The 21,225-nt window shown below is 41.3% G+C and carries 18 protein-coding genes and 4 tRNA genes; 16 read left to right on the top strand and 6 right to left on the bottom strand.

Going from position 1 to position 21,225, the window contains the following annotated elements:
• Window positions 1–162: 162 nt before the first annotated feature.
• On the top strand, window positions 163–942 hold the full coding sequence (locus D7V32_RS01125; protein ID WP_120401069.1) for an A1S_2505 family phage non-structural protein: 780 nt from the start codon (window positions 163–165) through the stop codon (window positions 940–942).
• A gap of 134 nt (window positions 943–1,076) precedes the next feature.
• Entirely contained in the window at window positions 1,077–2,507 is a 1,431-nt protein-coding gene (locus D7V32_RS01120) for a sensor domain-containing diguanylate cyclase (protein WP_120401068.1), read from the top strand.
• A gap of 34 nt (window positions 2,508–2,541) precedes the next feature.
• On the opposite strand, the gene D7V32_RS01115 is transcribed toward D7V32_RS01120, so the two are convergent.
• Complete coding sequence (locus D7V32_RS01115; protein ID WP_120401067.1) at window positions 2,542–2,721, bottom strand: hypothetical protein; 180 nt, start codon at window positions 2,719–2,721, stop codon at window positions 2,542–2,544.
• Window positions 2,722–3,271: 550 nt separating this feature from the next.
• Here D7V32_RS01115 and D7V32_RS01105 point away from each other — a divergent pair.
• From D7V32_RS01105 to chrA, 3 genes are all read left to right on the top strand, one after another.
• Window positions 3,272–4,354, top strand: a complete 1,083-nt coding sequence (locus D7V32_RS01105) for an OmpW/AlkL family protein (protein WP_120401065.1) — start codon at window positions 3,272–3,274, stop codon at window positions 4,352–4,354.
• 169 nt (window positions 4,355–4,523) lie between these two features.
• Window positions 4,524–5,738 carry an MFS transporter gene (locus tag D7V32_RS01100; protein ID WP_120401144.1) on the top strand — a complete coding sequence of 405 codons (1,215 nt, stop codon included), beginning with the start codon at window positions 4,524–4,526 and terminating at the stop codon, window positions 5,736–5,738.
• Window positions 5,739–6,351: 613 nt separating this feature from the next.
• Entirely contained in the window at window positions 6,352–7,605 is a 1,254-nt protein-coding gene (gene chrA, locus D7V32_RS01095) for a chromate efflux transporter (protein WP_120401064.1), read from the top strand.
• Window positions 7,606–7,773: 168 nt separating this feature from the next.
• On the opposite strand, the gene sthA is transcribed toward chrA, so the two are convergent.
• The gene (sthA, locus tag D7V32_RS01090) at window positions 7,774–9,189 is read right to left on the bottom strand and encodes a Si-specific NAD(P)(+) transhydrogenase (protein WP_120401063.1); all 1,416 of its coding nucleotides are present in this window, start codon (window positions 9,187–9,189) and stop codon (window positions 7,774–7,776) included.
• Between the two features lie 218 nt (window positions 9,190–9,407).
• On the opposite strand from sthA, the gene lipA reads away from it, so the two are divergent.
• From lipA to D7V32_RS01075, 3 genes are all read left to right on the top strand, one after another.
• Window positions 9,408–10,421, top strand: a complete 1,014-nt coding sequence (gene lipA / locus D7V32_RS01085) for a lipoyl synthase (RefSeq protein ID WP_120401062.1) — start codon at window positions 9,408–9,410, stop codon at window positions 10,419–10,421.
• Between the two features lie 327 nt (window positions 10,422–10,748).
• Window positions 10,749–13,262: an acyl-CoA dehydrogenase gene (locus D7V32_RS01080; protein WP_120401061.1), complete on the top strand. Its 2,514-nt coding sequence runs from the start codon at window positions 10,749–10,751 to the stop codon at window positions 13,260–13,262.
• A 131-nt stretch (window positions 13,263–13,393) separates the two neighbouring features.
• Window positions 13,394–13,780, top strand: coding sequence for a carboxymuconolactone decarboxylase family protein (locus tag D7V32_RS01075; protein WP_068975262.1), 387 nt, complete (start codon window positions 13,394–13,396; stop codon window positions 13,778–13,780).
• A 141-nt stretch (window positions 13,781–13,921) separates the two neighbouring features.
• On the opposite strand, the gene D7V32_RS01070 is transcribed toward D7V32_RS01075, so the two are convergent.
• A complete protein-coding gene (locus D7V32_RS01070; protein WP_171407544.1) occupies window positions 13,922–14,179 on the bottom strand; it encodes a hypothetical protein in 258 nt (85 codons plus the stop codon).
• 198 nt (window positions 14,180–14,377) lie between these two features.
• Complete coding sequence (locus D7V32_RS01065; protein ID WP_120401060.1) at window positions 14,378–15,562, bottom strand: S1C family serine protease; 1,185 nt, start codon at window positions 15,560–15,562, stop codon at window positions 14,378–14,380.
• A 172-nt stretch (window positions 15,563–15,734) separates the two neighbouring features.
• Between D7V32_RS01065 and D7V32_RS01060 the strand changes: the two genes are divergently transcribed.
• The 3 genes from D7V32_RS01060 to D7V32_RS01050 all read left to right on the top strand — a co-directional run bounded on the left by D7V32_RS01060 (window position 15,735) and on the right by D7V32_RS01050 (window position 18,452).
• A complete protein-coding gene (locus D7V32_RS01060) occupies window positions 15,735–16,493 on the top strand; it encodes a Nif3-like dinuclear metal center hexameric protein (protein WP_120401059.1) in 759 nt (252 codons plus the stop codon).
• Between the two features lie 159 nt (window positions 16,494–16,652).
• A complete protein-coding gene (locus tag D7V32_RS01055) occupies window positions 16,653–17,279 on the top strand; it encodes a superoxide dismutase (RefSeq protein WP_117007287.1) in 627 nt (208 codons plus the stop codon).
• Window positions 17,280–17,564: 285 nt separating this feature from the next.
• Window positions 17,565–18,452, top strand: coding sequence for a DUF2971 domain-containing protein (locus tag D7V32_RS01050; RefSeq protein ID WP_120401058.1), 888 nt, complete (start codon window positions 17,565–17,567; stop codon window positions 18,450–18,452).
• Between the two features lie 55 nt (window positions 18,453–18,507).
• On the opposite strand, the gene D7V32_RS01045 is transcribed toward D7V32_RS01050, so the two are convergent.
• Window positions 18,508–18,720: a hypothetical protein gene (locus tag D7V32_RS01045; protein WP_147394204.1), complete on the bottom strand. Its 213-nt coding sequence runs from the start codon at window positions 18,718–18,720 to the stop codon at window positions 18,508–18,510.
• 427 nt (window positions 18,721–19,147) lie between these two features.
• Between D7V32_RS01045 and D7V32_RS01040 the strand changes: the two genes are divergently transcribed.
• The 5 genes from D7V32_RS01040 (at window position 19,148) to D7V32_RS01020 (ending at window position 20,746) form a co-directional block, all read left to right on the top strand.
• Window positions 19,148–19,223 (top strand) — tRNA-Asn (locus D7V32_RS01040).
• A 5-nt stretch (window positions 19,224–19,228) separates the two neighbouring features.
• Window positions 19,229–19,304: transfer RNA gene (locus D7V32_RS01035), tRNA-Asn, on the top strand.
• A 233-nt stretch (window positions 19,305–19,537) separates the two neighbouring features.
• A tRNA-Asn gene (locus D7V32_RS01030) sits at window positions 19,538–19,613 on the top strand.
• A 553-nt stretch (window positions 19,614–20,166) separates the two neighbouring features.
• Window positions 20,167–20,242: transfer RNA gene (locus tag D7V32_RS01025), tRNA-Asn, on the top strand.
• A 60-nt stretch (window positions 20,243–20,302) separates the two neighbouring features.
• Window positions 20,303–20,746: a DUF2726 domain-containing protein gene (locus D7V32_RS01020; protein WP_120401142.1), complete on the top strand. Its 444-nt coding sequence runs from the start codon at window positions 20,303–20,305 to the stop codon at window positions 20,744–20,746.
• Window positions 20,747–20,820: 74 nt separating this feature from the next.
• Here D7V32_RS01020 and D7V32_RS01015 read toward each other — a convergent pair whose 3' ends face one another.
• A complete protein-coding gene (locus tag D7V32_RS01015) occupies window positions 20,821–21,078 on the bottom strand; it encodes a hypothetical protein (protein ID WP_120401141.1) in 258 nt (85 codons plus the stop codon).
• Between the last annotated feature and the right edge of the window lie 147 nt (window positions 21,079–21,225).

Raw genomic sequence — 21,225 nt, 5'->3', positions numbered from 1 at the left:
CATGACTTCACTACACCCGCTTGCAGCCCGCTGATTTCAGGCTATTTATAAAATGATGGATAAAAATGCGCTTTAAATCAGAAAAATAAATATGCACATGACTTGACCCAGCGCTCCAGCAATTGCACCATGGATAATAACTCTAAGTTCAAGTGAATCAGCATGACTTATCATTACCATGACGAAAGCATAATCAAAGCCTTACCGGAAGATACTGTCTTTGTATTTGGCAGCAACATGGCTGGCACGCATGCTGGCGGCGCTGCCCGTACCGCAATGGAGCACTTTGGCGCACTTAAAGGTGTTGGACGCGGCTGGTCAGGTCAAAGTTTTGCCATACCAACCATGAATGAACACTTGCAGCAGATGCCGCTGTCGCAAATTCAGCACTATGTCGATGACTTTAAAATTTATACAAAAAATCATCCAAAGCAGCAATACTTTTTAACCTCTATTGGCTGCGGCGTTGCAGGCTACAAAGTTGAAGAAATCGCCCCGATGTTTAAAGGTATTTCCCACAATGTTATTTTTCCTGCCTCTTTTCGGCCTTTTGTGGAAAAGCCGCTGCCAAAACTGACTCAAAAACTGCTTCATACGATTTACCGAGACTCTGTTATTTTCACACCAGTGACAGATGAGCTGATTGATGTCCTGGCCCTGTCTGAAAATGAAAAAAGCCTTGCAAAAATTGTGCTGAATACACAAATGTATCCAACTGACAGCAATGGCCGTGACCGTGAGTTTGAAGTTGCAGATATTTTGCATAATCTAAACGGCAAAATTTTTGAATTCCAAAATAACTCAGAAGGCCCAATGATTTTTGGCGGTGTAATTTTAGCGCTGCTTGAGCTATACGGCATTAATGAAAAAGATTTTGCCGATGTCTGGCTGGGCAACCGCGAAATTCAGCCCCCAAAACCCGCCAATAAAGCCAAAAAATAAATGCTCAAAAAGCCAGTCTGCAAAGATTGGCTTTTTTTATTTTTTTCAGTTATTTTGTGAAATGCAGCACACTTTATAAATATAAGAGCATTTCGCATCTGCATGTGAAATATATACTCTCCCGAGAATAGATCATGATTCAGCTAGACAATCCTGTTTTTAATATGTCCCCTATCCCGCTTTGGCTAGAAGACTTCAGCGCTGTTAAACTGCAGCTGCAAAGCTGGCGTGCGCAAGGCATACAGGATTTACGTGAGTATCTGCAAAATAACCCTTTAGAAGTAGAGCAAAGCGCAAGAAAGATCAATATCTTACAAGTTAACCCGCAAACACTGAAACTATATGAAGCCTCTAACCTAGAAGAACTTAGAGAGAACTTGAAACATATCTTCCGTGAAGACATGCTTCATACGCATGTTGAAGAATTGGTGCATTTATGGGAAGGCAGGACACAATTTACCAACACTGCCGTCAACTATACACTTTCCGGTGAACGGCTGGATATACAGCTGCGATGTGCAATATTGCCTGAGTATCTGCATGATTGGTCACAAGTGCTGATTACGACAGAAAATATTACGCCTTTTCAAAATGCGCGCCGTCTGGAAGAAAAAAACCGCATGCTGGCGGAAGCGCGTTTCGTATATTCGCCTACCTCTTTATGGGTAGAGGATTTCAGCAGCATTAAAAAACGGCTGGATCAGCTGCGCGCGATCGGCATTGAAGATTTCAATACTTTTTTAGACGTGCATCCAGACTTTATCCAGCAATGCATTAAAGACATTGTGATTATCGATGTGAACCAGGCAACCCTTGATTTGTTTGGCGCAGCAGATAAGTCAATCTTGCTGAAAAATACGCATAAAATTTTCAGCAATGAAATGTCACAAACCTTCCGTCAGCAGCTGCTGGACTTATGGGAAGGCAAAACCCGCCATCAGCATGAGGCGGTGAATTATGCTTTAGATGGCAGTATCCGCCATGTTTTGCTTCAATTTACGGTTTTCCCCGGTGCGGAACAAACATGGGATACGGTTCAAGTCGCATTAGTCGATATTACTGCGCGTAAAAAAGCAGAAAATTATTTGGAATATTTAGGCAAGCATGATGCGCTGACCAAACTGTATAACCGTATTTTTTATATCGATGAAGTCAACCGCTTAGAACGCAGCATGCAGCGCCCAGTTTCCTGTATTTTTATTGACTTAAATGGCCTGAAAAATATCAATGACCAATTTGGCCATGATGCAGGTGATGAATTGCTGCGACGTATGGGGCATGTTTTAGAGCAGCTGATTAAAAATACTCAATACAGCGCGTCAAGAATTGGCGGATATGAATTTGTCATCCTGCTGCCAAATGCTGACCTCACTTCACTGAACAATTGCCTGCATAGCCTAAATGAACTCATGCTGATCGATAACCAATTTCATGCTGCGCACCCCATCAGCCTGTCTATTGGTCATGCCTGCTCCCAGCCGAACGAGCGGCTGGAAGACACCTTAAAACGCGCCGATGCGGTTATGTATCATCAGAAAAGAGCATATTACGCAGCGCAGCAATGACATAAAAAAACCTGCAAAAATGCAGGTTTTTTTATTAACGCTTGCCCATTGAGCGGCGTGTACCGCGAGGCGGCATCCACGTGCGGTCTGCATAGCGCTGCGGTTTTGGACGCAAATCTTCCAATACTTCATCTGCAGCATTTTCATCTGCTTTTTTCATTGGAAAAGGCAGCTGAACCAAAGCCTTTTTCTTGGGAGGAGTCTGGGTGCTCATGTGATTCACTCAATAATTTCTGCGCCTATTGTACAAAAAAATCCAACTGCTTGCGAAAATCTTTCATCATCCCGCCAAAACGATCTAAATTTCCATCCAAACTCAGCCCTTACAGCGTAAATCGATGCCGCCCGACACCTGCGAGTCCAAACGGTCACATAGTCGAATATTAAACACGGCACACCTCTTCCAAATGTGTGCAGAAATTTCATAAAATGAGATCCATTCCCGCATTTTAAACTGCATCATTTTGCCAAATGCTTTTAATACGGCGCACCAATTAAGCGCAAAATCAGACAGAAATAAAAAGTAAACTTGACTAAATACAGAAAAATGAACAATATTTACCCAATAACATTTAAATGTAAAACCCTTGTTAAAAAGGTTACATAAATACCCACATAACAACATTTAAATAATACAAAACTTTATAAAATTAACATGAGCACTACTTAATACATTGTTTTTATGAACAATCATTAAGCAGTTTAATTTCCATAATGACAGCCTAGAAAAATTATTAGCTACATTCGGACATGGAGTCCCCAAAATGAAAAAAACTTTACTCTGCGTAGCAGCATCTGTTGCTGCTTTACCTGTACTTAGTCATGCTGATTCACCTTATTTCAGCCTAAAGGACGGGGATGGTTTTAAACGCTTCTCTATTTCTGTAGGCGCATTGCATGTTATGCCTCAAGGGAAAGCACAACCATTTAAAGTGAATACTGCTGTAAAGAATGGCGAGGTTGCTAAAAATGGCGACATTCAAGTTGATACCGTTCTAAATAATTTAAATGACAAAAAGCAGCAAGGTGCTTTGGCCGCTGCGCTTAAGCTTGCAGGTATTTTTACTGGCGGCACATTAGGTTCTGGCCTCAGCGGTTCATCTTCCATATCTGGTCTAGAAAGCTGGGACAACCCCGGTACAGGCTTAGAAGCGGATAATGTCACTACACTGGGCATTATGACCAACTACTTTTTTACAGATAACATTTCATTTGAAATGAAAGCTGGTATTCCGCCAAAAGTAGACTTAAATGGCTCAGGTAAAATTTATGCGCCTTTTGCCGCAATTGCGACACCGCAAATTGGTAAACTTCCGCTAGAGTTTTTAAATATTGATTTAAAAAATGATATTGAAATTACAGACTTAGGCGCTCATGGCGCTGCCGCTTCTGCACGCGCATGGACACCGGCTTTTGAGTTCCAATATCACTTTGGCAAAACTGGAGTAAATAAATTCCGCCCTTATGTGGGTATAGGCATGATGTATGCTTATTTCAATGAGCTTGAGATGAATCCGCGCATTGAACAGGATTTGATTGCTGCAGGCCACATGATTGCCAACATTAAAGAAGGCAATGCAGGCGCTGCGCTAGAGGGTAAAAAGAGTAAAGCGAATCCTCAAGTGGACTTAGAAGCATCTGATGCATTTGCTCCAGTTGTAACTGCCGGCTTCACTTATGACTTTAATGACAAATGGTTTGCTGTCGGTTCAGTTTCCTATGCTCACCTAAGCAATGACACGACCATTACGGTCACAGATGCTACGCATGGTGAACTGATCCGCTCTAAAGCAGATATTGAGATCAACCCAATTCTAGCGTATGCAGGTGTCGGTTACCGCTTCTAATATTCAAATGATTCTTTAAAAAAGACAGCACCTGCTGTCTTTTTTTATTTTTATTAAATTTATGATTGCTGTTACATAACTTAATTTTATCGTTAGGTGAAATTTTATTAATCGTATTCAGCAGCGGCTTGACTTAAAATAACTGTAAATTTCTCGCAGTATGACACTTATGACAGATACCCGCTTCTCCAAACCTCTGATTTATATGTTAATTGGAAGCGCTATTATTTTGGCGCTATCACTGGGTGTCCGTCATGCATTTGGCCTGTATTTAGTACCCATGAGTCATGAGTTTGGCTGGGGGCACAATGTATTCAGCCTTGCAATTGCCATGCAAAACCTAATCTGGGGCGCTGTACAGCCGATTACAGGCGCTTTTGCAGATAAGTACGGCAGTAAAGTTGTCGTTGCTGTTGGCGGCGTTTTATATACTATTGGCCTGCTGCTTATGGCCTTCAGTTCTACAGGATTATTGCTTAATTTAAGCGTTGGCTTAATCTTAGGCCTTGCTCTTTCTGCTACGTCCTTTCCTGTCTTGCTTTCTGCTGTTGGCCGTGCAGCGCATCCTGAAAAACGCAGCCTTGCCATGGGTATTGCCAGCGCAGCAGGTTCATTCGGCCAATTTATTATGCTGCCGTCGACCTTGCTGCTGCTGCAAAATATCGGCTGGTCTGCAGCATTAATTGTCAGCGCCATTTTAGTCGCACTGATTGTGCCTTTAGCTTGGATGCTAAAAGCGCCGATGTATATCAACCCTAATGCTAAAACAGCTTCAAATGCGCCAAGTTTAAGTTTTAAACAAATTTTAGTGATTGTGAAAAACCATAAACCCTTTTGGTTTTTAGCCCTAGGCTTTTTAGTTTGCGGCTTCCAAGTTGTCTTTATCGGCATCCATTTGCCGGGTTATCTCATTGACCATGGCTTTAATGCAACCACTGGAACAATTTTTCTAGCGCTTGTCGGCCTATTTAATATTATTGGCACCTACGGCGCTGGCTGGCTGGGCGGAAAATACTCTAAACCTCACTTGTTGATGCTGCTGTACGGTTTACGCGGCATTGCTATTATTGCTTTCCTTATGCTGCCTTTAAGCACATGGACAATTTACGCTTTTGGGATCAGTATGGGGTTATTATGGCTTTCTACTGTTCCGCTCACTAACGGCATTGTGGCAAATATGTTTGGTGTAAAGTATTTAACGATGCTCAGCGGCATTGTGTTCTTTACCCATCAAATTGGGTCATTCTTTGGCGGATGGCTGGGCGGTGTTAACCACGATATGACTGGCAACTACAATATCATTTGGGGCGTATCTATTGCCTTGAGCGTATTGGGCGTACTGGTACATTTCTGGGTAAATGAGGATAACGTAGTCAATGAATAATTCTATGTTTTGGCTTAAATTTTCCATAGCATTCGGTATTTCTATGCTGCTGTTACTGTCTGCCGTCTTATGGATGCAAACCCCTGCATTATTTAATGATTTTCAGCAGGCTTTTTGCGCCCACTAACGTTGTTGATGCAATACGGTTAAATTGGCTTTTCAATACTGTCATTCACATAAAATATAGCTGAAGAGTGTCAAAACTTTGACAGTTTCCAGTAGGTTTTATGCTTAAACACGCCAAATCAGCCCAAAGAAATCGAATCACACACTTATAAAAAAAAATAAAACAAAAACTTAGCTGATTTCCTTGTTTTCCAGACCTTTCAGCTTAACAGGAGGCCACCCCTTCTAAATCACATACTGTAAAAAGTATTTGAAAACCACAAAAGCATCCTTACGCAAATCAGCACCATGTAAAATTATAACAATATCATCATACCCAGCTCTTAAGCGTGTACGTTATAAATATGCTTATTCAAAGCGCCAACTGACAATTTCACACCCAAATATGTCATTGAGCTGAAACATTTTACAGCTAGAATAAAAAAATCTAATTCATCCATATTTAAACCTAAGCTCCTCATTTCAGTATTCAATAGCAGTTTTTACTATGCACGACTTACCCTCACAACAGCCAAATACTGCAGGGCATGAACTAAGTCTGCTTCATCTATTTATCATATTTTTTCAGCTGGGCTGCACTGCTTTTGGCGGACCTGCTGCTCATTTAGTCATTTTTTATCAATACTTTGTACAGCACAAAAAATGGTTAAGTGAACAGCAATATGCATATTTGCTGTCTTTAGCCCAAGTATTGCCTGGCCCAAGCAGCAGCCAGCTAGGCATAAGCATTGGTTATACACTCAAGGGATATTGGGGAGGCGCAGCAGCATGGTTAGGCTTTACATTGCCATCTGTATTGCTGATGACTTTAACTGCTGTTTTAGGCATTCAGGTATTTGACGCCTTAGATCCTGCTTTTTTCCATGTAATACAGTTGCTGGTACTGTCTGTTGCAGCATGGGCTTTTTGGCAAATGATGCAGAGCTTCTGCCAAAATATTGGCCATTATGCCCTAATGCTCGCTGCGGCCTTGTTTGTTTACATTGTGCAGCTGCCGATCAATCAAATTTTAGTCATTGTACTTGCTGCCTTGTGCGGACTATTCTTTTCAAAAAAACCTGCTTTAGATCAAGAAAAAAATACTCAATATAAATCCCCTGAAAATCCAGCAGCATTGCAAAAAAGTAACCATACACGCTGGGCTTTTATATGGCTCATCCTTTTTGCCCTGCCATTTTTATATTTTGCATTATTTGACACTGAAAGCAGCCCGCTTTTATATGCTGTAGAAAGCTTTTACCGTACCTCTTCTTTAGTATTTGGCGGAGGTCATATTATTCTGCCATTTCTTCATCAGGACTTTGTCTCAAACGGCATGCTTTCTGGCGCAAGCTTTAATGCAGGCTATGCATTTGCTCAGCTCATGCCAGGTCCGCTTTTTAGTTTTGCCAGTTATATTGGCGCTCTATTGCCTATGACACCCTCACTTACATTAAATGCAGCCATTTCTGCTATTGCCATATTTTTGCCGTCATTCCTGCTCCTGTATGGGCTGCTGCCCTATTGGGCTAAGCTTATGCAAAGCCAATTACTGTTTAAAGCAGTCAGTACGATTAATGCTGCGGTTACAGGCTTACTGCTCTGCCTGATTGTTCAAATGGGAGAAAAATACATTGTGCAGTGGCTGGATTGGCTATTTACCGCAGCGGTTATCTTGTTATTAAAAAGCAAATTGCCTGTTTGGTTGAGCCTGATTGCCAGCGGCGCTGCTTACTACTCTTTGCTTCACGCATTAAACTAATGAGCCCATTAGCCACATCCATCCAGCTGAAAAATTTTAAGAACCCCAGCATAATCAAGAACCTTAGCTTAGCATTTAAGTTTAAGCTTTCCAGATACAATAAAAAATTGGCAATAAAAAACCTGCAAGCCTTAGCCTGCAGGTTTTTTATCTAAGCATTTTTAAAACTTAGAACAAACGGTTCATACCATTCAACGTCGCCACGCGGTAAGCTTCCGCCATAGTTGGATAGTTGAATGTTGTTTCCACAAAATACTTAATCGTATTGTTCGGGCTATTCATCACTGCTTGACCAATATGAATAATCTCAGCCGCATTATTACCAAAGCAATGTACGCCCAAAACTTCTAGAGTTTCACGGTGGAATAAAATTTTCAATTCACCTACCGTATCACCTGTAATCTGCGCGCGCGCTAAGTAACGGAAAGATGCCTGACCCACTTCATACGGAATTTTTTCTTCAGTCAGCTGCTGTTCAGTCTTACCAATCGACGAAATTTCCGGAATTGTATAAATACCTGTAGGAATAGACGTTACAGGTTTTAAGCCTTCTTCACCGCTCATATTGCCGCCAGCATTACGCCCTTGGTCATAGGCAGCTGAAGCAAGGGATGGCCAGCCAATCACGTCACCGGCAGCATAGATATTGTCTACTTCTGTCTGGTATTGTTCATTCACCGTCAATTGACCGCGGCTGTTTGGTTTCAAGCCTACATTTTCTAAGCCTAAGCCATCTGTGTTGCCTGAGCGGCCATTACACCACAAAATCGCATCCGCTTTAATTTTCTTGCCGCTTTGCGTATGCATCACAACATGATCATCAAAAGTTTCTAAGAAATCAATTTGCTCGTTATGGCGAATCAATACCCCTTGTTCTCGCAAGTGATAAGACAGCGCGTCAGAAATTTCATCATCCAAATAGCTAAGAAGCTTATGCTGCGTGTTGATCAAATCAACTTTATGGTCTAAACCAATGAAAATAGATGCATATTCACAGCCGATCACACCCGCGCCATAAATAATGATTTTCTTAATTGAGAAATCCAGATCCAAAATTTTGTCTGAATCAAATACACGCGGATGATTAAAATCTAAAATTTCAGGACGGTATGGACGCGAACCTGTTGCAATGACTAACTGCTGAAACACTAATGTTTCAGTCATACCGTCTGCACTGAATACCAAGACTGTATTTTTGTCTTGTACATAAGCGCGGCCATGATAGATATCAATTTTGTTGCGGTCATAAAAACGTGAATGCGTATCTACTTGCAGCTGAATCACTTTATGCGCATTGCGAAGCACTTGCTTCATGGTGAACTGTTTCCATTCACCCACTTTTTGGAACATTGGGTCACGCTGGTAGCGGATAATGCTCGATACCGTTTGACGCAATGCTTTACTTGGAATTGTGCCCACATGCGTACAGTTACCGCCAAGCTGTTCACGCATATCCACAATTGCTACGCGCTTGCCGGATTTTGCCAGCTTCATTGCAGCGCCTTCACCCGCAGGGCCTGAACCGAGAACTACCGCATCGTATTTCACGAAATTCCCACTAACGACCTCTTTCTTACGTGGCATTCAAGGCTCCTTAATAAAATCAGAAATTCAAAATAGCTTTATATGGACTATATTATGACGCAATTATTGCATTTTTGCTGTATTTAGCTCACACATATTGGATGATAACAACATTTTTTAAATGAATACCGTTTTTACCCTATTCCAGCCCAAGTCAGCTATAATAATGCCAGTAATTTTCGTATCTCTCCCCGTCTAAAACAGTGGAAAAGTTGAATATGTCTGAAAACCGTAAACCTGAACAGGGTGTTAAACTTCGTGGCGCAGAAAAAGTCGCTCGTATACCTGTAAAAGTTATCCCTACGGTTGAAACGCCACGTAAACCAGACTGGATCCGTGTAAAAATGTCTGCACCGGAAGAAGTGCAGCGCATTAAAACGACATTGCGTGCACAAAAGCTGCATACCGTATGTGAAGAGGCTGCTTGTCCAAACCTGCCTGAATGCTTTGGCGGCGGTACGGCAACATTCATGATCATGGGCGACATCTGTACTCGCCGCTGCCCATTCTGCGACGTTGCCCACGGCCGCCCAAATGCGCTTGATCCTGATGAGCCTCGCCACATGGCAGAAACCATTTCAAACTTAGGTTTGAAATATGCCGTTATTACGTCTGTAGACCGTGATGACTTGCTTGATGGCGGTGCGCAGCATTTTGTAGACTGTATTAAAGAAACCCGTGAACTGAGCCCCAAAACACTCTTAGAAATTTTGGTGCCGGACTTCCGCGGCCGTATGGATATTGCGCTTCGCATTATGACCGAGTGCCCGCCTGATGTGTTTAACCACAACATCGAAACCGTACCTCGTCTATATAAAGCAATGCGTCCAGGTTCTGACTATCAGCACTCTTTGGACTTGTTAAAAATGTTTAAAGAATACTGCCCAGATGTGCCGACAAAATGCGGTCTCATGGTTGGTATTGGTGAAACTGAAGAAGAAGTGATTGCTCTGCTGGATGACCTTCGCGCACACGATGTTGATTATGTAACAATTGGTCAGTATTTACAGCCTTCAAAAGAACACGCGCCGATTGACCGTTTCGTCACACCTGAAGAATTTGAACGCTATACAGCGCACGGACAAAAGTTAGGCTTTAAGAATATCTGGGCGGCGCCAATGGTTCGTTCAAGTTATTTTGCAGACCGTCAATACTATGGCGAACCTGTACCTGCTGTACGCCGTAAAGCAGATCCTGCGAAAAAAATTGCGGTTCAAACCATTGAAGCTTAAGTCTAAATTGCTTTGAACTGTACAAAAGCCCTCATTAATGAGGGCTTTTTATTTTTGAAGAAAATCCCGTCTTGAGCCGACTTATCACACCTATTTCATCTGAATTCTATACTTACCTAATAAAACATTTCTTAGCTTTATTCAGGTTGTTTTTAGACCAATTATTAATCAATCTAAAGTAAGCTATTTAATTTCTTCATTTTTATCATACATACATTTCACTCGGCACAGGCGCTCATTGCAACATAATAGGGAGCAGCCAACTCCCGTAAAACACCGCAAATTGCTGACATAAAGCCTGTGCTCTCAACACTGGAGCTATCACGAATGCTTTTCATCCTCAGTGTCATTTTACTTATTTTAGCCTTATGGGCTGTATTTTACTTCGAGCTATCTTTATTCGCAGGCGCAGCAGCGCTTATCGCTGTATCTATTGCCCTTGCCTTTCTAAGCCCTTGGTCATTGCTGCTGGGTATTCCGCTGATGCTCATCAGCTTAATTGTGCTCATTGAACCTTTGCGAATGCAGTTTATTAGCAAGCCTGCATACCGCACTTTGGCAAAAGCTATGCCCAGCATGAGCAGTACCGAACGAGAAGCCCTAGATGCCGGCACCAGCTGGTGGGAAAAAGAGCTGTTTATGGGAGCGCCTGACTGGGCAAAGTTTGATGCTTATCCTTATCCGCAGCTAAGCGTAGAAGAGCAAAGTTTCTTGGATAATGAAGTTGAGCAACTATGCAAAATGGTGAATGAATGGGAGATCCACCATAGGCACAAAGACTTACCGCCCGAAGCTTGGCAGTTTATTAAAGACAATGGTTTTTTAGGGCTCATTATTCCCAAAGAGTTTGGCGGACGCGAATTCAGCTCTTTTGCGCAAAGCCGCATCATGAGCAAAATTGCATCCCGTTCGCTCACAACAGCCGTAAGCTGTATGGTGCCAAACTCACTTGGCCCAGGTGAACTGCTGCTCAACTATGGAACAGAAGAACAAAAGACCCGTTATTTACCCGGCTTAGCTAAGGGTGAAGAAATCCCCTGCTTTGGCCTGACTAGCCCTGAAGCTGGCTCAGATGCAGGTGCAATACCTGATACAGGCGTAGTGTGCTATGGCGAATACGAAAGCCAGCAAGTCCTGGGCTTAAACATGAATTTCTCTAAACGCTGGATTACCTTAGCACCAGTAGCCACCGTTATTGGTTTAGCTTTTAAACTGTATGACCCTGAACATTTGCTGGGAGATACGCAGAAAACAGATTACGGCATTACTTGCGCCTTGCTGCCAGCCAGTCATAAGGGTGTGATAACTGGTGCAAGACACAATCCCGGCTCCCCTTTTATGAATGGCACCGTAGAAGGTAAAGATGTATTTATACCGCTGGATTGGATTATCGGCGGGGTAAAAAATGCAGGTAAAGGCTGGCGCATGCTCATGGAATGCCTAGCGGTTGGCCGCGGGATTTCCCTGCCGGCCTTATCGACTGCTGCCAGTGAAATGAGTTATTTAAATGTTGGCGCTTTTGCCAAAGTCCGCCAGCAGTTTAAATTGTCTGTCGGCAAGTTCGAAGGTGTGCAGGAAGCATCCAGCGACATTGCCAGTGATGCCTATATGCTAGAAGCTTTTCGCTACATGGTGACTTGCGGCTTAAACCAAGGCGGCAAACCTGCCGTCATGACCGCTATGGCCAAATACTATGCGACTGAAACCATGCGCCGCGTAGTGAATCATGGCATGGATATTGTTGGCGGCCGCGCTGTACAGCATGGCCCACGCAACTTTCTTGCGCTGAGCTATCAAGCCATACCTGTTTCTATTACCGTAGAAGGCGCAAATATTCTCAGCCGCTCACTGATGATATTTGGACAAGGCTCTATGCGCTGTCATCCTTATTTATATGAAGAACTGCAGCTGCTGCAAGCTGACGATAAATCCTCGGCGCTAAAAACCTTCAATACAATGCTATTTCAGCACCTTGCATATACTTTTAACCGTACTGCTCGCGCCTTTGCTTATGGTTTTACAGGCGGATCAGGGCAAGCTTCTGAATATGCCGACAAGTTCACAGCACCTTATTACAAAATCATTAACCGCTTAAGTGCAGACTTTGCGCTCACAGCAGATATGTGTCTGGGCTTACTGGCAGGTGATATTAAGCGCAAAGAAATGCTCTCTGGACGTTTAGCCGATATACATGCCTATATGTTTATTGCAACTTCAATCTTAAAATTTTATGAACATGGTTCAAAAACAGAAGATGAACAATTACACGCTCAATTGGCTTTAGATAAGGCGCTTTATCAAGCTCAAGAAGCATTTTATGGCTTGTTTAATAATTTTCCGAGCCGCCCAGCCGCTGTACTGGTGAAATTCATTTGCTTCCCCTTTGGCTGCCCGCTGAAAAAACCAAGCGACCAGCTGAAACGTCAAGTTGCCGAATCATTTATGCAGGACAATGCTTTCCGTCAGCAGTTAAAGCAACATGTACACTATTCTGTACAGCCGCATGATGTAAATGGCCGAATGGAAGCAGCATTTTTACAGCTGCTGAACATTGAACCGCTTTGGGACAAATTTAAAAAAGCTGAATCTAAAGGACAATTTAAAGGTTTGAACTTTGAAGAGCACCTTAACGATGCGCTCAATAGCAACTTTATTACCCCTGAAGAAGCCGAACAGCTGAAAAGCTACAACATTCAGCGATATGACAGTATGCTGACTGATATTTTTGATACACAGCTGGAAGATGAATTAGAACTGGACAATCCGCATGCACAGCTTAGTGTTACACAAAATTCTGCTGTAACGCACAAGGATGGTCCTGAAGCATTTCTGAGATTCTAGTCAAACGGTAAGCCTTTCAAATTCAGCAGTCCAAAAGGCTGTTGAATTTGCAGCTGTACGACCTTCAGCCAATAGCGCTGCGCAATGATAGGTATAGGCTATAGCAGAAAAATAAAGTATTGAGGGTAAAAATGTCTCAGCAAGATTATGAAAATGGACTGAAAGTACGAACAGAGGTTATGGGTGAAAGCTTTGTAAAACGCGCACAGGACAATACTGTACCATTTACCCAGCCTTTGCAGGACTGGATTAATGAACATGCTTGGGGTTCGACTTGGCAGCGTGAAGGTGTTTTACCGCGTAAATACCGTTCACTTATTACCATTGCATTTTTAACGGCGCAAAAAAGTCCAACAGAGCTGAAAGGCCATGTCCGCGGCGCATTAAACAATGGCGCAACCGTAGAAGAAATTCAGGAAGTCCTGCTGCACAGCCTACCATACTGCGGCGCGCCTGCAACACAAGAAGCTTTCCGCGCAGCTTTAGAGGTCATTAACGAATACCAAAAAGCAGAATAAAACACTGCTCTAAGAAATAAAAAAACCGCTGCTGACTGCGGTTTTTTTATGAGTTCTTAGATTTTCAAATCTGTAACGTTCATTTAGAAAAAACATGCCTGTTTAAATACTATGTTCCCTTTTAGCTTCAAACTAAAGCAGCTAAATCCAATACACATTAAAACTATAAAAAAATTCATTGACCTCAAAACGCACTTGATAGCCCAGCTGTGTAAGCTCCGCTGAAATCGCTCGAATTTCTTCTAATGGCAAATGCTTTGGCAGCACTGTAAATACAGCAGTATTGCCTTGTTTTGCATTTTGCTCAATTAATTCAGCCAATCTCAACTTATACAGCTCGATATTTAAATTAACATTTGCTGAATATTCTTTGGCTGTTTCTGCTGTTATAAATGTCATCATTTTCTCATTTTCACTTATTTCATTCAGCATATCTGAAACTTAGCGTTAACTTCAGCAGTACATTTGCAGCAAAGCATTAAGAAATCCGTCTACAACCGCTCCTTCAGCATTGCAATTTTTTCACTGCTATTCACCGCCAATAAAAAAGCCCTCAATATTGAAGGCGTTTTTACACATCAAATGAAGCGCTAAGCCCTAACGCGGCAACGGAATAAATTGCGCGTCATTACTATGATTTTGAACCTTACGTTCTGCGACAACAACACTCAGCATCATTGGCTTGCCATTACGCTCAATAGACACATGTACCGTGCTGTTTGGCGCTTGCATCGCAACATAGTTAATCAAATGAGAAGCCGAACTAATCACTTCATTATCTACTTTTAAAACCTTGTCGCCTTTTTGGAAGCCCGCTTTGGCTGCTGGCCCATTAGCCTCAACCTTTGCCACAATTACGCCCTGCTGTTTCGCCTCAAAAATATCATCTTGCGAAACAGGCATCACACTAATGCCCATATAACCGCGCACTACACGGCCATCTTTTAAAATAGCATTCATAATTTGCTGGCAAATTTTTGCAGGAATCGCAAAGCCAATACCTAAGGAACCGCCCGACTGCGAGAAGATCGCGGTATTTACACCGATCAGATTGCCCGCAACATCAATCAGTGCACCGCCCGAGTTTCCAGGATTAATTGCGGCATCCGTTTGAATAAAGTCTTCATAGGTATTAATCCCTAAATCTGAACGCCCAGTAGCAGAAATAATACCCTGAGTCACGGTTTGACCTACGCCAAATGGGTTGCCAATCGCCAAGACCACATCACCGACTTCATTGCCGCTGAGTTTAAATGGCAAAACAGGTAAATTATTCAGCTCAACTTTAATTACCGCCAAATCTGTGTCTGGATCTGTACCAATGACGGCTGCAGAAGCGCGGCGGCCATCGTGCAGCGCGACAATAATCTGATCTGCTTGGGCAATAACGTGGTTATTCGTCAAAATATAACCGTCTGGACGCACAATGACACCAGAACCTAAACTGTTTTCGTTCGGCTCTTGACGCAGCTGATCTGGCACTTGGTTGCCAAAAAATTCACGGAAAGCAGGATCATTTAATAGCGGATGATCCAGCTGTTTCACTTTTTGCGTTGTGAAAATATTGACTACGGCTGGCGCGGCAACTTTAACAGCAGCGCTATAAGACACCACTCCGCCAGTACGTGAAGTATTGATTAAAGGTTCTACTTTTTCAGCAGGCATTTTTACGCCATCTGGCGCAACTGGCGCTTTGGGTTTCTGCAGCTGCTGCCATCCAAGAAATCCTGCAATGACTAAAATAAGTAGTACCCACGGTAACCAGGTAAACGTCCTGCGCACGCTTCATTCCTCTAAAAATATTTTAATTGTCTGATGACTCAGTTATTTATGACATATTGTAATGCAAAACCCTGAATCAGCACGAAAATAAACACAGAGTTTTGTCATGCTTTAGTTACAATTAAAAGCATGTTTAGATATTCATTATCCCTGTTTTACTAAAGAGATCTGTATGGCGCAATTAAATGACATTATTCAGTGGTGCAATCAAACTTTAAAATCACACGAATTTAAAGACTACGCGCCCAATGGCCTGCAAATTGAAGGCAAAACTGAGGTTCGTAGAATTTTGGCTGCCGTGACTGCCTCTCAAGATGCCATTGATGCTGCTATTGCTGCTGGTGCAGATATGCTTTTAGTCCATCATGGATATTTTTGGAAAGGTGAAGCCTACCCAATTACCGGTATGCGCGGAAAACGCATCAAAAGCCTGATTCAGCATGATATTTCACTGGTCGGCTACCACCTCCCGCTAGATAGCCATCCGACACTTGGCAATAATGCAGCCATTGCAGACATTTTAGAATTGCAAAATATTGAAGCGCTTGACCCAACTGAGCGTAACCCAATTGGCAATATTGGTTATCTTGCAGAAGCGATGTCGCCTGAAGCATTTAAAGCACTTTTGTCAGAGCACTTAGGTTTTGATGCCATTCACCTGCCTGCTGACAAAACCAGTATTCAAAAAGTCGGTTTCTGTACGGGCGGCGCGCAAGACTATATTTCTAAAGCTTTTGAGCAAGGCTGTGATGCGTATATTTCAGGTGAAGTCAGTGAACGCACCTTCTATGAAGCCAAAGAGTTAGGTGTGCATTATTATGCCTGCGGCCACCATGCGACAGAGCGTTATGGCGTCCAGCGCCTTGGAAAGGCTATTTCAGAACATTTCAATATTGAGTATAGTTATTTCGAATTAAACAATCCGATTTAATTTTTCAAATAAGCCTGTTTTTGACATTTGGCCTTATACGTTTAATTTCGAGCTTTATTCTGTATTCTTATTTATAAGCAATGCGCAATTTGGCTCGATTATCTATTACAATAAGCGCACTTAATGTCAAAACCCAGCAAAATGCAAGGAATTGAAAACATGACAACGATTACTTTACCAGCGTTACCATACGGTTACGAAGATCTTGCTCCGCACATCAGCAAAGAAACTTTAGAATTCCACCACGACAAGCATCACAACACTTATGTTGTTAACTTGAACAACCTAATTGCTGGTACGGATCTTGAAGGCAAATCTTTAGAAGAAATCATCACAGCTGTAGCTGGCGATGCTTCTAAAGCTGGCGTATTCAACAACGCTGCGCAAGTTTGGAACCACACATTCTACTGGAACTGTATGGCTAAAAACGGCGGCGGTAAAGCTACTGGCGCTTTGGCTGCTAAAATTGACGAAGCTTTCGGTTCTTACGAAAAATTCGCTGAAGAATTTGCAGCTGCTGCTACAACTCAATTCGGTTCAGGCTGGGCTTGGTTAGTTGCTGACGAAGTGAATGGTAACCTATCTATCCTTAAAACTTCAAATGCTGACACGCCGCTTGCTCACGGTAAAGTTGCTGTGTTGACGATTGACGTTTGGGAACACGCTTACTACATCGATTTCCGTAATGCTCGTCCTAAGTACATCTCTACTTTCCTAGAAAGCCTAGTGAACTGGGACTATGCAAATGCTAAATACGCTGGCCAAGCTGCTGGTGTTGAAAAATAAGATCTTCTGATTTTATTTCAGCATAAAAAATCACCCTGAATGGGTGATTTTTTTATGGGTATTCAATTTTAAATTTAGAAAAAGCAATTGACGATACTGTTTTTAGTTTAAAAAAAACATCAAACATAATATGCATATAATTCGTTGAATATGATAAATCCTCAAAAGCTCCAACCACTATAACTTGACTTACAAAAAACCATAAATCCATGATTTAAATATAAAATATTTTATATACGCTGTATTATATAAATCATAGATAGTTTCAAAAAAGAGTAATGCTTAGTGGACGATCAATACAAAGAAATTATGCGAATTAATGATACATACACTGAAGATACTATTTTTTACCATTACTGCTCACCTGAGACATTTTTGGCAATATGTAGTGGTAAAAAATTAAGATTTTCAAGCTTATATCAAATGAATGACCACATGGAAAAACAATGGGGATACAACATTTGGGTTGAAGTTATAAATCAATTAGAGCATGAAAAAAGTATTGATCTTGCGTTTCTAAAAGAAATTACAAAAATTATTTTCCAAGAAAGTTATTTTACTTTAAGTCTAGCCTGCTGCTTTTCTAAGGATGGGGATGTTTTAAGTCAATGGAGAGCTTATGCTCTAGATGCCTCAGGCTATAGTATAGGATTTTCTGCCAAATATTTGAGCAAACTTCCGACTAGATTCATTGAGGTTTGTTACAACAAAGAAGAACAAAAACAGATCGTTGAAAATTTTATTTGGTATATGTACAAGAGAAGAATTGATAATCCGAATGAAAGTAAAGGTCATGACAGTTTTATTGATCTCTGTGTGGATTTTTCAGTTAGGTTATCTGGCTTTAAAAACTCCGCATTCAAAGAAGAACAAGAAATACGGATGGTTCATGTAATTCAAATAGATAGATCAGATTCAAAAAATCCTCGATATACATTTGGTGGCGGGATTGAGAATGGCGAGAAATGCAAAGAATATAAAATCAATTTTCGTATGAATGGATCAACCCCTACGCCTTTCATAGATATAGACTTCTATCATGATATAAATCCAATCAAAGAAATTATTTTAGGCCCTAAAAACAATTCTAGAGAAATTGATGTCTCCCTTGCAATAAACTCACTAGACTTTAAAAATGTTAAGGTTAAAAAATCAGAAGCAAGCTATCGTTAAAGCACAAGTGGTCTCACCACTAAAGATATCTTCGACTAAGTGGTGAGATGTACTTTTATTCACTCTTCCAACCAAAAATATCAATTTCAATCATACCTATAGGTACTTCTGGCGGACTAGTTTTTAAAAGATTTTCTTTTAAGTTTACTTCTTGTGTCCAACCATTAATTTCAAATTCACAACACACATCATCTCCATTAATTGAACGAACAATCATTATTGGAGATGAAAAAGGTGTCTTTAAGACTACTTTATCACCTAACTTCATACAAAACCTCATATCAATAATTAACATATAAAAATAATAATTCATAAGTAATACTAATAACAAGTAGTCTGGTTAAATTTTCTTAAAATAATTTTTCCATTACTTCCTGTTTATGATTCATCCTATATAAGATCAAAAAATTACTTTATTTAAGTTAAAATCTTGCGCATAGAATTTCGGCACGCAGTGCTTTCCGCATGTTTGGAATAGAATAGCAATCTAACGTAACCCAACTCTCAACCCCATCCATCACTCATCTAACTATAAAAGCTGAAGTATTCTGACAACTTTTAACCCTACCAAAAGCCCAAAAGAATCAATTAATAAGCAATAAATCTCACTTTGGATAATAAAAAAACATTTAAGTGCTTAATCTTCCATTTTCACTTGACCGCCTTAGCTTTCATCCCTAAAATGCGCATCAGATTCTCCAATAGCTCAGTCGGTAGAGCGACGGACTGTTAATCCGCAGGTCCCTGGTTCGAGCCCAGGTTGGAGAGCCATCTATTCTTCCATAGCTCAGTCGGTAGAGCGACGGACTGTTAATCCGCAGGTCCCTGGTTCGAGCCCAGGTGGAAGAGCCAAGATTCTAAAAAGCCCAAGCACTATGACTTGGGCTTTTTTTATAGCCGCTGCTTTAACCTCAAGCTCATCTTGCTTTAAAATAATTAAGTTCCGTATAGCACAGTAAAAAACTGGTTTCGCTGCTTAAACTCTATTTATTGCCCTTTTTTAAATCAATTAATAGTAAAAAGTATATTTTTTCCATTCTTATACTTGACCACAACGCTTGAGACACATAGAATGCCTTCCAGATTCTCCCATAGCTCAGTCGGTAGAGCGACGGACTGTTAATCCGCAGGTCCCTGGTTCGAGCCCAGGTGGGAGAGCCAAAATTCTAAAAAAGCCCATGCATTATGACATGGGCTTTTTTTCGTCTATACCCCCCATCCAATCATTTACAACAGCCAGCTAAGCCCCCGCTCTATTCAAAATAATTTACTTACAGTATGTTAAATAAGTTGTGTATTGGTCATAAATAACTGTAAGGAAATAAAAAAAATAGATTGACCATAGCTGAAATATTTAATTTTTTAGATCACTTTAATTTTTGCAGTCTTTATTGCTTTCCAATGTACCTAATAATCTGAAAACACCAGACAAGCTTCACTTATGTGTATGAGCGCCTATTTTAATTCACCTAAAAACACCTATGAACTAGCAAACTCAACGGCATCAGCTGCAAACTAAAGTTAAGGCGTAGCTAAACCCCAAAGCATCCCGCAACAGAACAGCAGAACACTGCACTCAAGCCATTAAGCAGCTGAATCCTAAACATTAACTGGTAAATTTGATTACTTTTAATCCAATCAAACTATTTAATAGTGCTTTAGCGTCTGAACCACTTGACCCGACTGACTTTGCCCCATACAATTCATTCCAGATTCTCCCATAGCTCAGTCGGTAGAGCGACGGACTGTTAATCCGCAGGTCCCTGGTTCGAGCCCAGGTGGGAGAGCCAAAATTCTAAAAAAGCCCACGCATTATGACGTGGGCTTTTTCTTATATTAAGCTTTTTACCGTGTTCAATTTAAGTCAATCCATTTTCTTCATTATTGGCTGTTTGGCCAGCCTTACTCTGCTTTGCCTGCTGTTCCCGCATCTTTTTTATAAAAAGCAAAAGTTCTATCCGCGCCGTGTCATTACCGCTTTCGAAAGCAAAATGTATACACGCCTCCTCAGCGCTTTCCCGCAATATCATGTATTAGCTCAAGTTGCTTTCAGTGCCTTAATTACGAACCACCAATACAAAATACGCAACCTGTTCAACCGTAAAGTCACTGACTTTGTCATTTTAGATCAAGACTTCAATGTAGTCGCAGTTATTGAGCTGGACAACCCCTCACACCTCGGCAAAGAGCAAGAAGATGCTGAACGGGACGCTATGCTGCAAGAAGCAGGATACCGCGTCATCCGCTATACCCACATCCCAAGCATCAGCACACTCAAAAGTGACATCCAATAAAAAAGGCCTATTCAAATAGGCCTTTTACATCATTAAAAGCAGATTAGCTCAAGCGCATTCTGCTTATACCAGCTTTATTTTTCAGCCGCTTCCGATGCTGCAAGCTCGGCTTCACTTGCAGCCTGCTGCTGTGTCAACTGAACATTCTCAGCTTCTTTAGCTTTAATGCGCTCCATCATTTCAGCTTTTTGACGGGCATATTCAGCTTGATTTTTTGCATCGCTTTTAACCGCTAAAAAAGCCATACCTACCAAAAATACAGGAAACATAAGCCCTAAAGTCATTAGGATAATTTTTTTCTTATTGTTTGGCTTTACATCTGGCTGAGTCATTGGCTTTCTCACATCATCTAAGTCAATTTGGCCAAACAATATAGCAAAAAATACAAATGCCTCAAGTTATACTTTTTACAGCTTATATCTTGTTAAAAAATAAAAACCAGCTCTAAAACCGGTTTTTAATATTCAGATACCAAGCAA

It is taken from the genome of Acinetobacter tianfuensis (assembly GCF_003611465.1).
GTDB classification, from domain to species: Bacteria; Pseudomonadota; Gammaproteobacteria; order Pseudomonadales; family Moraxellaceae; genus Acinetobacter; species Acinetobacter tianfuensis.
Note: the sequence above shows the minus strand (reverse complement) of the source record. Positions and strands in the feature narration are given on the sequence as shown.